12 protein-coding genes are annotated in these 12,952 nt (G+C 60.7%); 8 read left to right on the forward strand and 4 right to left on the reverse strand.

The window, feature by feature from the left end:
* Positions 1–230: 230 nt before the first annotated feature.
* On the forward strand, positions 231–1,673 hold the full coding sequence (locus AAE484_RS01530; protein WP_341936554.1) for a glycoside hydrolase family 28 protein: 1,443 nt from the start codon (positions 231–233) through the stop codon (positions 1,671–1,673).
* 69 nt (positions 1,674–1,742) lie between these two features.
* Here AAE484_RS01530 and AAE484_RS01535 read toward each other — a convergent pair whose 3' ends face one another.
* On the reverse strand, positions 1,743–2,171 hold the full coding sequence (locus tag AAE484_RS01535) for an FKBP-type peptidyl-prolyl cis-trans isomerase (protein ID WP_341936555.1): 429 nt from the start codon (positions 2,169–2,171) through the stop codon (positions 1,743–1,745).
* Positions 2,172–2,558: 387 nt separating this feature from the next.
* On the opposite strand from AAE484_RS01535, the gene AAE484_RS01540 reads away from it, so the two are divergent.
* The 7 genes from AAE484_RS01540 to AAE484_RS01570 all read left to right on the forward strand — a co-directional run bounded on the left by AAE484_RS01540 (position 2,559) and on the right by AAE484_RS01570 (position 9,819).
* Positions 2,559–3,194, forward strand: coding sequence for a hypothetical protein (locus AAE484_RS01540; protein ID WP_341936556.1), 636 nt, complete (start codon positions 2,559–2,561; stop codon positions 3,192–3,194).
* 59 nt (positions 3,195–3,253) lie between these two features.
* Positions 3,254–4,153: an EboA domain-containing protein gene (locus AAE484_RS01545; protein ID WP_341936557.1), complete on the forward strand. Its 900-nt coding sequence runs from the start codon at positions 3,254–3,256 to the stop codon at positions 4,151–4,153.
* A 17-nt stretch (positions 4,154–4,170) separates the two neighbouring features.
* Positions 4,171–5,067: a TatD family hydrolase gene (locus AAE484_RS01550; RefSeq protein ID WP_341936558.1), complete on the forward strand. Its 897-nt coding sequence runs from the start codon at positions 4,171–4,173 to the stop codon at positions 5,065–5,067.
* A 22-nt stretch (positions 5,068–5,089) separates the two neighbouring features.
* Complete coding sequence (locus tag AAE484_RS01555) at positions 5,090–6,235, forward strand: 3-dehydroquinate synthase (RefSeq protein ID WP_341936559.1); 1,146 nt, start codon at positions 5,090–5,092, stop codon at positions 6,233–6,235.
* The gene (gene eboE, locus AAE484_RS01560; protein WP_341936560.1) at positions 6,223–7,371 is read left to right on the forward strand and encodes a metabolite traffic protein EboE; all 1,149 of its coding nucleotides are present in this window, start codon (positions 6,223–6,225) and stop codon (positions 7,369–7,371) included. The genes AAE484_RS01555 and eboE overlap by 13 nt, the downstream gene beginning before the upstream one ends.
* Positions 7,372–7,556: 185 nt before the next feature.
* On the forward strand, positions 7,557–8,924 hold the full coding sequence (locus tag AAE484_RS01565) for an alkaline phosphatase family protein (protein ID WP_341936561.1): 1,368 nt from the start codon (positions 7,557–7,559) through the stop codon (positions 8,922–8,924).
* Between the two features lie 184 nt (positions 8,925–9,108).
* Positions 9,109–9,819 carry a UbiA family prenyltransferase gene (locus tag AAE484_RS01570; protein WP_341936562.1) on the forward strand — a complete coding sequence of 237 codons (711 nt, stop codon included), beginning with the start codon at positions 9,109–9,111 and terminating at the stop codon, positions 9,817–9,819.
* A 45-nt stretch (positions 9,820–9,864) separates the two neighbouring features.
* Here the strand turns inward: AAE484_RS01570 and sppA are convergent, their stop codons facing one another.
* From sppA to wrbA, 3 genes are all read right to left on the reverse strand, one after another.
* Complete coding sequence (sppA, locus tag AAE484_RS01575) at positions 9,865–11,739, reverse strand: signal peptide peptidase SppA (protein ID WP_341936563.1); 1,875 nt, start codon at positions 11,737–11,739, stop codon at positions 9,865–9,867.
* 84 nt (positions 11,740–11,823) lie between these two features.
* Positions 11,824–12,234, reverse strand: coding sequence for a DUF2069 domain-containing protein (locus tag AAE484_RS01580; protein ID WP_341936564.1), 411 nt, complete (start codon positions 12,232–12,234; stop codon positions 11,824–11,826).
* Positions 12,218–12,829 carry an NAD(P)H:quinone oxidoreductase gene (wrbA, locus tag AAE484_RS01585; protein ID WP_341936565.1) on the reverse strand — a complete coding sequence of 204 codons (612 nt, stop codon included), beginning with the start codon at positions 12,827–12,829 and terminating at the stop codon, positions 12,218–12,220. The genes AAE484_RS01580 and wrbA overlap by 17 nt, the downstream gene beginning before the upstream one ends.
* Positions 12,830–12,952: the final 123 nt, after the last annotated feature.

Consider the following 12,952-nt stretch of genomic DNA (forward strand, 5'->3'; position numbering starts at 1 on the left):
CGCTTCTGGGGCCCAGTACCTGCCGAGCCCCAGTGTAACTCCGAGCTTCTTCGTGAAGCTCGGAGTTAACCAAACCCCGATTTTGCCAGCCTCTGACTTTCTCCGTTGTTGAAAACGCTCTCAATTTGACTCATTATCCCCCAATAGCTTCATTATTAAATAGAAAGCTATTGATCATGGAGGATCTATAAAAATTAATGTGAGAGTTAATCAACCAACGAGATAACATCATGATCGATTCAAAAAAGCGCGACAGCCTGAGAACCCTGGGCCTGTCTTCCTGTGCCCTGGGTCTGCTGCCAGCGGCGGGCTGCCAGCTTTCCCCCTCGGCGGCTCCCGCCTATGCCAGCCAGGATGAGGACCTGTGGCAACAGGCTGACGACATTATCAACAACATTGCCCACACCGAGTTTCCGGATCGGGACTTCCCGGTCACCGACTTCGGTGGCAGGGGCGACGGCGAAACCGACAACACCGAGGCCATTGCCCAGGCGATTGCCGCCTGCGCCGCGGCCGGCGGTGGTCGAGTGGTGGTGCCGGAGGGGCAGTTCAATACCGGCGCGATTCACCTGAAGTCCAACGTCAACCTGCACCTTGAGCAGGGCGCGGTGCTTTCGTTTTACACCGACGCCAAGCACTATCTGCCCTCGGTGATGACCCGCTGGGAAGGGGTGGAGCTGATGGGCTACTCCCCCTTGATTTATGCGTTCGAGCAGGAGAATATCGCGGTCACGGGCCGCGGCGTGCTGGAAGGCAACGGCAGTAACACCAGGTGGTGGCCCTGGAAGGGTCGGTGGAGCCGGGCCCAGTGGCCGGTGGACGAGGTGGAAGACCAGAAGCACACCCGTACCCCCCTGTTTGAAATGGCCGAGAAGGGCGTGCCGGTGGAGGAGCGCACCTTTGACGAGAATTACCTGCGCCCGCCGTTCATTCAGCCCTACCGCTGCAACCGGGTGCTGATTGAAGGGGTCACGATTCGCAATTCGCCGTTCTGGCTGATCAACCCGGTGCTGTCGGAAGATGTGATCGTGCGCGGTGTGCGGTGCGTGAGCCACGGCCCCAATTCCGACGGCTGTGATCCGGAGTCCTGCAACCGGGTGCTGATTGAGAAGTGCCTGTTCGATACTGGCGATGACTGCATTGCTCTGAAGTCCGGACGCAATGCCGATGGCCGGCGGCTGGCGACGCCCATTCAGAACATTGTCATCCAGGACTGCGAGATGCGGGCCGGACACGGCGGTGTGGTGATCGGCAGTGAAATCTCCGGGGGTGCCCGCAATGTCTTTGCCCGTCGCTGCCATATGGACAGCCCGGTACTGGATCGGGCCGTGCGCATCAAAACCAACTCGGTGCGCGGGGGCCTGATTGAAAATGTCTCCCTGCGGGACATTGTCATCGGGCAGGTCAAGGATGTCTTTGTGATCAACTTCTACTATGAAGAGGGCGACAGCGGCAATCACCTGCCCGAAGTCAAAAACCTCCACGTCAGCAATATGGTGGTCGATCAGGCGGAGCGGGTGTTCTACCTGCGCGGGTTTGAGCGCGCGCCCATCAGTGGCCTGACACTGCACAACGTGACCATCAAGCACGCGGACGAGCTGGGCGTACTGGAAAACGTCACGTCCATCGAGACTGAATCCGTCACGCTGAACGGTGAGCCCATCGCCATTTAAGGAAGGTGTGGTCGCTAAAGAGAGATTGGCCGCGCGGTCATCGTGACCGCGTGGTCCAGCCATTCAGCCTTACCCCAGGATCACTTCCAGCAGGCGCACATCAAAGATCAGCACCGCATTGGGCCCGATCTTGTTGCCCACGCCTTTTCTCCCCCAGGCCAGCTCGGGGGGCACCACAAACTCACAGCGACCCCCTTCCTTGATGAGCGGCAGCCCCTCCTGAATGCCCGCGATCGCCTCTCTCATACTGAAAGTATCGGGCACGCCGTCCTGGTAGGTGTCACCAATCACCTTGCCGTTGACCAGTTGTATGCGCTGGTTCACCACCACGGTATCACTGGCAGCGGGGCTTCTCCCGTTACCTTCTTCGAGCACCCGATAGAGCAGGCCGGTGTCGGTTTCGACCACATCGGGTTTTTGCCGGTATTTTTCCAGGTAGTTGTCACTGGCTTTGCGGTTCTGGCCGGATGAGCCTTTGTTCAGTTTTTTGCTGGGCATAATGTCGTCGTATTCAATCTGTGTGAAAAATGGAACTTGGGAGTGTAAGCGCCGCCCAGTTTACCCTGTTTCGTTTTGGCGATAACATGCGGTAGTGGGCTGCGCGGCTAATTCGGTAATGCTCAGCCGTCGCACAAGCGTCGTGGGCAAGGCGCGCGAGTGCAGGACTGGCCGTCGTCAATTCAAGCGAGCGCAACACAGCCCAAGGCGCTTGTGCGGCGGCCCTCCGGGAGCGCCTGTGCCGGCACGACTCAGCGTTGCGCTTCTTGACAAGGGAACCACCCTGGCCTGCGAAACGCGCCTTGATTCGCACCGGCACAGGCGCTCTGAGCGTTACCGAATTAGCCGCGCAGCCCACTAGATGGATCGAACACAGGAGCCAGGGAAATGCCCAAGTCACGCCCCGTTATTTGCGCTATTTTACTTTTCTTTACCACGCTTGCGGCGACCGCCCCGATCCTCGCCTGCGAGCGCCACCTGGAACGCGCCGACCACTACCACAAGCTTCGCCGCGCCGGGGGCAGTGCGAGCCAGATGGCACGCTGGCAAGAGCAGCGCAAAAAGTACCAGCAGCGCTATCAGGACTGCCGCCTGGCCGACCGTTCCGGCGGCTCCATACTCACGGCCAGCGGCCGCACCCGGGCTCCCGAGAAGCCCGATTACCAGAAGGTGCGGACAACCTCGGTTGGCGATGCCCGGGTTCGGAAACTGCTGAAAACCTGCAACTACTGGGTTAAGGCCTATAACCGTCGGCCCAGCGATGACCGGCGCTCCTACCGTGACAGCGCCTGCCGGGCCTTTTCCGACGCGCGTGAGCGATTGGAAAACCCGCCACAGCGGCTCTCGCCCCATCGGCGCACGCTGGAAGAGTGTATCAAGCCGGGGAACCGGCTGGACAACGAGGTTCAGGAGTGCCTGGAAGGCCGGCAGGAGCCCACCTGGAGGGCATCGTCCACTTCGGCCCGGGCGCCGTCACCCCCGGCGGAAGCCCCGGCTCTTCCAACGGAGGAAGCAACTCGATAACCTGATAGTCATTGCGTATAATCCTGCGTCGAATTATATGATTTTTGGGTAGAGTGATTGTGGTAAACGACTTTCTGAATGATTTGTTGACCTCGCGTTTGAGCGATCCGGCTCGCGCTTTCTGGGAAAAATCCCGGAGCGAGATCGCCGAGGGCATCAGCGAGACGCGCTTTGCGGCGTTGCTGGCCATGGCCAGCCGTCATGCCAAACGTCAGTCACTGGATCTGAGTGAGGAGGAGCTGGCGCGGGCCGAAGCGCTGGTGCCGGGCTGGAGCCCGGTCGCCTGGAATCGGCTGGAGTTGCTGCGTATCAACCTGCTGCTGGCACGGCCGGACCTGGAGACCGACGCCTTCGCCGAGGCCTTCGAGGCGCTGTTCCGCTTTGCCGACGAGGGCGAGACCTGTGCGCTCTATCGCAGCCTGCCGCTGTTGCCCCGGGGAGAGCGTTTTGTCTGGCGCGCGGCCGAGGCCTGCCGTACCAATATGCTGACGGTGTTCGAGGCCGTGGCACTGGACTCGCCCTATCCGGTCAATCACTTTGACGATACCGCCTGGCACCAGCTGGTGATCAAGTCACTGTTTCTGGATGTGCCTCTTTACCGGATTTCCGGTCTGGATGATCGGTTGACGCCCGAACTGACTCGTATGGCGTTGGACTGGGCCGAGGAGCGCCACAGCGCGGGCCGGACCTATCATCTGGGGCTCTGGCTCTGCCTGGGGCCGCACCACCCTGAAAGAGTCGAGACGCTGTTGTCGGGCCATTGGCCCCAGGCCGACGCGCTGGAGCGCCAGGCCATGCTGCTGGCCGCCGGACGGGCCGGGCAGAGTGACTGGCTGGCACGGTTTGAGCCAGACTCGCTGGATGCTACCCTTGGCGCTGCCTGGCGGCAGGCAACTGAAGGCCACTGTGGTCGAAAGACGTTTGCTCCCCTGTTCGCCCAGCTCGAAACAGATCAATAACACCGAGAGACCCGTCTATGAAGTACTTTGATCCGCATATCCACATGAGCAGCCGCACCACCGACGACTACCAGAACATGGCCGCGGCCGGTATTCGGGCGGTGATTGAGCCCGCCTTCTGGATGGGCCAGCCGCGCACCAACGTCGGCAGTTTTATCGATTATTTTGCCAGCCTGGTGGGCTGGGAGCGGTTTCGCGCCTCCCAGTTCGGTATTGCGCATTACTGCACCATCGGCATCAACTCCAAAGAGGCCAACAACGAAGGCCTGGCGCGAGAAGCCCTGGAAATTCTGCCCAACTTCGCCCTGAAGGAAGGCGTCGTGGCCATTGGTGAAATCGGCTATGACGAGATCACGCCGGCGGAGGAGTACATCTACCAGGCACAGCTGCAGTTTGCGGTGGATCACGACATGGTGGTGATGGTGCACTCGCCGCACCGGGACAAGAAGAACGGCATTATCCGCTCCATCGACGTGGCACGGGAAGTTGGTGTGCCCATGCACAAGCTGGTGATCGACCACAACAACGAAGAGACCGTGGACGATGTGCTCGACTCCGGCGCCTGGGCGGCCTTCACCATCTACCCGAACACCAAGATGGGTTCGGAGCGGATGGTCGAAGTGGTCCGTCGCTATGGGCCCGAGCGTATCATTGTCGACAGTTCGGCGGACTGGGGCGTGAGTGACCCGCTCTCGGTCCCCAAAACCGCCAACCTGATGCGCGAACGCGGCATTGATGAAAAAGCCATTGAGCTCACCTGCTGGGGCAATGCGCTCGAAGCCTATGCCCAGTCCGGGCAGATTGACGAGGAAGAACTGGCCCGCGAGCCGGTGATTGATCAGCGTCGGTCCTATAATGACAATACGGTCCTGCGCGGCCAGGCGCCCCGGGTCGATGACCCGGTTCCCAATTGATTTGCACAAGTGGTAGCCAATAATGTGGCAGATTCATCAGGCGTTTACCATGACGCACGAATTTCCGGTCTGTTTTGACCGGAACACTCTCGATCCTGAGCACTCTGTGTTGGCGGATATTCTGGCGTTGGCCGGTCGCGGGCCGCACCGGGTTCTGCCGGTCATTGACGACCAGGTATTGCAGGGGCACCCGGATCTGGTGGAGCGACTGCACGCCTACGCCGAGACCCATGCCAAACGGATGACGCTGATTGACCCGCCACTGATTGTACGCGGCGGGGAAATCTGCAAGTCCGACCCCGCGGAAGTGGACGAATTCTACCAGCGCACCCAGAGCGACAAGATCGACCGCCACAGCTTTGCGCTGGTGATCGGTGGCGGGGCGGTGATTGACGCCATCGGCTATGCGGCCGCCACGGCTCACCGTGGGATTAGGTTGATCCGTATGCCCACCACGGTGCTGGCCCAGAACGATGCCGGCATCGGGGTCAAAAACGCCATCAATTACAAGGGCCGGAAAAATTACCTGGGCACCTTTGCCACGCCCTTTGCAGTAATCAACGATTACGACTTTCTCAGCAGCCTGCCGGAGCGGGATCGGATCTGCGGCATGGCCGAGGCCGTGAAGGTCGCTTTGATCCGTGACGGGGAGTTTTTCCACTGGCTGTATGACAGCCGCGAGCGGCTGGCACAGTTCGAGCCTGGGGCCATGGAGCACATGATTGCCCGCTGCGCCGAACTGCACCTGAATCACATCCGCACCAGCGGTGACCCCTTTGAGCGCGGCAGTGCCCGTCCTCTGGATTTTGGCCACTGGTGTGCCCACCGCCTGGAAGAGCTGTCTGATTCCGACCTGCGCCACGGCGAGGCGGTGGCCATCGGCATAGCGCTGGATTCGCTCTATTCCCACGCTCAGGGCATGCTCGGGCTGGGCGTACTCAAGCAGATTCGCGAGACCCTCGAAGGGGTCGGCTTCACGCTGACCCATTCGGCCTTGAAGGCGCTGGATATTGAAGCGGCGCTGCAGGGCTTCCGGGAACACCTGGGCGGCGAACTCTGTATCACGCTGCTGAACGACGCCGGCGAGGCGGAGGAGGTCCACGAGATTGACCTCGAGTCGATGCACCGCTGTCGCCAGCAACTGCTGGAGGGCACATGGCCGCAGTAAAGGCACCGCTCACTTACTGCAGCAATATTCACCCGGGGGAGTCCTGGGCCCATGTGATGGAAAACCTCAACGGTCATCTGTTGGAGGTGAAAGATCGCCTGGCTCAGTCGGGCGCCATTCAACGCCCGTTCCCTCTGGGCTTGCGTATCGCCGGCCAGGCGGCCGCCGAGGTGGATGAGGGGGCCATCCGCGAGTTTCGCGACTGGTGCCGCGCGCACGACTGTTATCTGCTGACCATCAATGGCTTTCCCTACGGCGCTTTTCACGACCAGAGGGTCAAGGAGAAGGTCTATCTGCCCGACTGGCGCGAAGCCGAGCGGGTAGCCTATACCCAGCGGTTGGGCGAGATTGCCACGCAGTTGCAGCCCGACGCGCAGGAGATTTCCATTTCCACGGTGCCGGTGGCGTTCAAGCAGGGCTTTGCCGAGCGCGACTGGCCGGCGGTATTAGACCATCTTCGCCAGGTGCTGGGTCACTTTGCCAATCTGTACCAGAGTACGGGGGTGAAGGTGGTGCTGGCGCTGGAGCCGGAACCGGGCTGTGTGCTGGAGACCATGGATGAGGTGGTGGCGTTTTTTGGCCGCCTGCGTCCGCAATTGAGTCTGCAGGAGAACGCACATCTGGGGTTATGCTTTGACTGTTGTCATCAGGCGGTGGAGTTTGAGGATCCGGCGGCCTGCCTGCAGCGCCTGGCGGAGGCGGAGATTCCGATTGCGAAGGTGCAGGTGTCCAGTGCATTGCGCGCTGAATCGCCGGGTGAAATCGAACGGTTGTTGAAGTTTGCCGAGCCTGTCTATCTGCATCAGTCGGTGGCCCGGGAGGCGTCGGGGGGTGCGTTGGAGCATTTTCCGGATTTGCCGGAGTTTTCGGCGGCGTTGGATGGGGGGCTGGAGGTCTCTGAGTGTCGCACGCATTTTCATGTGCCGATTTTTCAGGAGCATCTGGGTGATTGCGGGACGACGCAGGGGTTTTTGCGTGAGTTTTTGCCGTTGTTGGATCCGGCGGTTCCGCTTGAGGTGGAGACGTACAGTTTCGGGGTGTTGCCGGAGCATTTGCGCACGGATTCGGTGGGGGAGAGTATTTCCCGGGAATTGCGTTGGGTGGATGACCTGTTGAGCAAGGCAGGCACTTCGTAGGTCGGGAGGCCGACGGGGTAGACCGTTCTGAAAACGCGATGAATACGTCCCTGTAGCTCCGTCTCTTCGTCCCTGAAGAGACGGTTTCAGAACGGTCTCCCCCGTCAGCCTCTGTGCCTGAGTCCCGCCTTTCACTTCGTCGCCGCCATCAAAATTACAAGAGTCACTTAAGCCAAGAGTCACTTATGCATAGAACCGTTGTTATCAATGTGGTGGGGCTGACCCGTTCGTTGTTGGGGGAGCACACGCCGAATTTGAATAAGTTGCTCGAGCAGAGTACGGATATTGAGCCGGTGACGCCGGCGGTGACCTGTTCGGCGCAGGCGACGTATTTGACCGGTAAGCCGCCACGTGAACATGGGATTGTAGGCAATGGTTGGTATTTCCGGGAGATGAATGAGGTCTGGCTCTGGCGTCAGAGCAATCAGCTGATTCAGTCGCCCAAGGTCTGGCATATGGCCCGGGAGCGGGATCCGGCGTTTACCTGCAGTAATACTTTCTGGTGGTATGCGATGGCCACGGATGCGGATTATACGTTGACGCCGCGACCGCTTTATCTGGCCGATGGTCGCAAGATGCCGGACTGTTATACCTGCCCGCTGGAGTTGCGGGAGACGCTGTCGGAGAAGCTGGGGACTTTTCCGCTGTTTCATTTCTGGGGGCCGGCGACGACGATCAAGTCCAGTCAGTGGATTGCCGATGCGGCGAAGTATATTGAAGACACCCACAAGCCGAGTCTGCAGTTGGTGTATCTGCCGCATATGGATTACGTGTTGCAGCGCGAGGGCCCCGACGGCGATATTGGTGGGGACCTTGAGCAGATAGACGCGCTGGTGGGGGATCTGCTGGAGTACTTTCAGGCGCGCGACTGCCGGGTGATGGTGCTGTCCGAGTATGGCATTCAGAATGTGCGCCGGGCGCTGCATCCCAACCGGATGCTGCGCGACGCCGGCCTCCTGTCGCTGAAAGTGGATCTGGGCAAGGAGTATCTGGACTTCTTCAGCTGCCGCGCTTTTGCCGTGGCCGATCATCAGATCGCGCATATCTACATTCACAACCCCGAGGATATCCCGGCGGTCCGCAAGATCTTCGAGGGAGTGCCGGGCATTCACCGTGTCCTCGATAAAACCGAACAGGCGGACATCGGGCTGGATCACGAACGCAGCGGCGAGCTGGTTCTGCTGGCCGAACCGGACACCTGGTTTACCTACTATTACTGGCAGGACGATGACCGCAAGCCGGACTATGCCCATACTGTAGAAATTCACAAAAAACCGGGCTACGATCCCTGTGAGCTGTTTCTGGACCCGAGACTGAAATTCCCCAAACTCAAAGTAATTCGCCGCCTGGCGCAGAAGAAACTCGGCTTCCGCTACATTCTGGATGTGATAGCGGTGGAACCGGATCTGGTCAAAGGCTCCCACGGCGTCAGCGACGGCTCCCCGGAATCCACTCCGATTCTGATGAGTACCGAACCGGCATTGTTACCCAAGAACAAAGTGCCTGCCACGGATATTTGCGACCTGATGTTGAAGCACTTGTTTGACGAGTGATAAAAACTGATGAAGTTTAATATGGCACCGAGCCGAGATTGGGTGAATGCTTGTGGGACCGTCTGCGGCCAGGGACGGCCGCAGACGAGCCTACAGGGAGGTACTCGTAGCGTGTCCCACAAGCATTCACCCAAGCTCGGCGTCCAAGCTTACATGCTCCCTTGATTTCGGACTCATACACGTTATGCCTTCTGTAAAAACTCTGCTTACCCTCTGTCGTGTCAGCAACCTCCCCACCGTCTGGATGAACATCCTCACCACGGCCGTGATTGTCAGCGCCGTAACCGGAGAGAGCCATACCATCGGATTTGTGCTGCTGGCGATCTCCTGCTTCTACGCCGGAGGCATGAGCCTCAATGACTACTGCGATCGTCATTGGGATGCCGAGCGCCAGCCCTACCGGCCCATACCCTCTGGGCGGATCAGTGCCCGCCGGGTACTGACCATTAGCCTCGGCCTGTTCGCCGCCGGTTTTGTCTTCCTGTTGTTCGCGCCCAGCCCCATGGGCCCGCTAGCGGCTCTGGTGCTCGTCGCGATCATCGGTTTGTACGACTGGCTACACAAAAAGCATTGGGCCACTGTTTTTCTGATGGCACTGACGCGGCTGGGGGTTTACGCAGTCGCGGCGGCGGCGCTGGTGGGCGAAGTGCCACTGCTGGTGTGGTTAGCCGGCGGTATACAGATGGTGTACACCCTGCTGGTGACGGTGGTGGCGCGCTGGGAGAACAGCCAGCCCGGGGATCTCAACTTTCCGCTCATTCCCTGGATGATCGCCGGCATGGGCATTGTCGACGGGCTCTTTCTGGCGGTTCTGGTGCATCCGGTCTGGTTGCTGATCGGACTGCTGGCGACCGGCCTGACGCGGTTGAGCCAGCGCTATGTGCGGGGCGATTGATCGCCCCGCTTTCACGCGTTCATTGGTGAGCCCGGCATCAGCCGCTTAAGGCGCAATGCACTCCAGGCAACGGGCATAGACAGCGCGGTTGTCGTCCATCTCGGCCAGGGCCCGGAACGGCGCCAGCAGGGGCGACAGCTGCCGTTTGATGTCGGCGGAGAGCCAGTGTTGCGTGGTGTTCTTCGGAATCAGTGCGCTGGCCTGTCCCTCGCTGATCTGCTTCATCAGCACCTCAACGGGCGACAGAGGGCGGGTGATGACCTTGACCTCATATTCGTCCAGCTCGGCATGGCCGGCAGCCGCCGCCAGGGTTTCCCGCAGGCTGCCCAGCCGGTCGACCAGTCCCAGCTCCTGAGCGGTGGCACCGGTCCAGACCCGGCCCTGGGCGATCTGGTCAACCGCCTCCGGCGTCATGCCCCGGGCCTCGGCCACCAGATTGAGAAACTGACTGTAAATGTTGTTGACCGTCTGCTGGATGATACGGCTCGCCTGGGAGCTCAGCTCCCGGTCCAGACGCATGGACCCGGCCAGGGGAGTGGTGCCCACCCCGTCCACATTGATACCCAGCTTGTCGAGACTGTCCTCAAATGTGGGGATGGCGCCAAACACGCCGATGGAGCCGGTCAGGGTGGTGGGGGTGGCCCAGATTTCATCGGCGCCGGCGGCCATCCAGTAGCCACCCGAGGCGGCCATGCTGCCCATTGAAATCAGCACGGGCATGCCCTCGGCGCGCAGCGCGGCCAGCTCGGAGCGGATCACTTCCGAGGCGTAGGCGCTGCCACCGCCGCTGTCGATGCGCACCACCAGCGCCTTGATGGAAGGATCGTCCCGTACCTGTTGTATGCGCTGCAGGAAAGTGTCGCTGCCGATACTGCCCTCCGGTTGTTCGCCGTCGCTGATGGTGCCGGTGGCGAGCACCAGGCCGACTTTGCCATCGGCTTCCGATGGGTCCAGGCGGCGGGTATCGGCCAGATAGACGTCGTAATCCACGCCGTTGTAGTAGTCGCCCTCGGAGCTGTAGCCGAAACGCTCGGTGAGGGTGTTGTGTCGCTCCCGGTAGCTGAGAACCTCATCGACCAGCCCCGCTTCCCGGGCCAGCTGGGCGCCGCTACCGCCGGCCTCGATCAGGCGTTGATCGAGGTTGTCGATATAGCTGTTGATGGCGCCGGTGGGCAGCTGGCGTGAGGCTTCCACGCGGCTGGTATAGACGCCCCACAGCTGGTTGAGCCACTCACTGTTGTGTTCGCGCGAGGCGGGGGACATGTCGTTGCGGGTGTAGGGCTCGACAAAGTCCTTGTATTGGCCGACACGGAAGACGTGAAAGTTGATGGCCAGCTTGTCCAGGGCGTCCTTGAAGTAGGTGCGGTAGCTGGAGTAGCCGGTCAACAAGACCGATCCCATCGGGTCCAGATACACATCGTTGGCGTAGCTGGCCAGGTAATACTGGTCCTGGGTGTAGAGGTCACTGAGGGCCACTACAGGCTTGCCGCTGTCCTTGAAGCGGGTCAGAGCCGCGCCCACTTCTTCGAGCTTGCTGATGCCGCCGCCCATGAAGTCGCTCAGCTCCAGCACCAGGGCCGTCACCCGGGGGTCTTCGCGGCCTTCATCGATGGCCTTGATCAGATCGCGGGTGGGGATTTCCAGATCATTGGCTTCACCGCCGCCCAGAATGAAGCTGATCGGGTCGACATAGCTCTCCTCATCCACCAGATAGCCGTTCGGGGCCAGGCGCAACGCGAATTCATCAGGCAGCGAGACCGGTTGTTGAGGCATCAGAGCCACAATGACGACCACGAGCAGAACCAGGAAAATCAGATTGGTGAGGGTCACGCGAAACCAGCTGATGGCGCGGCCCAGAAAACCGAAAAGTCGGCGGATGACGCCGGGTCGGCGGGGGGTGGAGTCGTGTTCGTTAAACATGGGAGGTCCTGTCTATAATCCTGTCAAAGTAGGGTGCTATCAATGCGATGCCCAATGCCTGTCATTTCGGTCAGCCCGATCGATTCACTCGGTGGACCGGTGTTCCCACAAAAACCATTCCTGGCGCCAGCGGCTGGCCATCATGGCGCTGATAAACAGCGTCACGCTAAGCACGACCACGACGCCGTCTCGCCAGTAGGCCAGCGGTGAGATCAGGTTGGTAACCGACCAGGTGAAATAGATCAACACCACAAAGCATATCCAACTGTATGTACGATGATAACCCCGCCACAGACCAGGAACAAAGATCACCAGTGGCAGAACCTGCACCAGCCAGAGCTTCCAGCTCTGCTCGGGGGTGATCAACGCCAGCAGGGTGAACAGCAATAACAGCCCCGCATAGCTCCCGAGCACAAGTGTCCGGGCGATGACCAGCTTGCGGCGTATCTGTTCGGCCTGCTCGGCCGAGGTGGGGGCTTCAGGCTTCATCGCCATGATCAGGGGCTCCTTGTCGGGCCAGCCGGGCCACGCGGTGGCCGATGCTCTGGCACAGGGTGATTTCGTGTTCGCTCAGTTCGGCGGGCTGGTCGCCGGCCGCCAGGTGCGACGGACCGTAGGGGGTACCGCCGGTACGGGTATGGGTCAGTGCCGGCTCGCTGTAGGGCTGCCCGACAATGAGCATCCCCTGGTGCAGCAGCGGCAGCATCATCGACAGCAGGGTGCTCTCCTGGCCGCCGTGCAGGCTGGAGGTGGAGGTGAACACCGCCGCCGGTTTGTCGATCAGATCGCCATTCACCCAGATCCCGCCGGTGGTGTCGAGAAAGTACTTCAGCGGCGCCGCCATATTGCCAAAACGGGTGGGGCTGCCCAGAATCAGGCCGGCACAGCCGCGCAGATCATCCAGGGTGGCATAGGGCGCGCCGCTGTCGGGCACCGCCGGTTCGCTCGCCTCGGTGTTGGGGGAGACCGGGGGAACGGTGCGCAGGCGCGCTTCCATTGTCCCGGTTTTGCGCACCCCACGGGCGATCTGCTGCGCCATTTCCCGGGTCGCACCATAGCGGCTGTAGTAGAGTATCAGGATGTAGGGCATGGACGGTCGGGGCTCCTGTGTTATTCGCGGCGGGCTCTGCCGTGAGCGTAAAGGCCGGATTCTACAGCAAACCCGGGGGCTTTTCCGCTATCGATGCTCGCAGCCGCCGGTACCGGCTGTGCT

This window comes from Marinimicrobium sp. C2-29, from assembly GCF_038419845.1.
GTDB lineage: Bacteria > Pseudomonadota > Gammaproteobacteria > Pseudomonadales > Cellvibrionaceae > Marinimicrobium.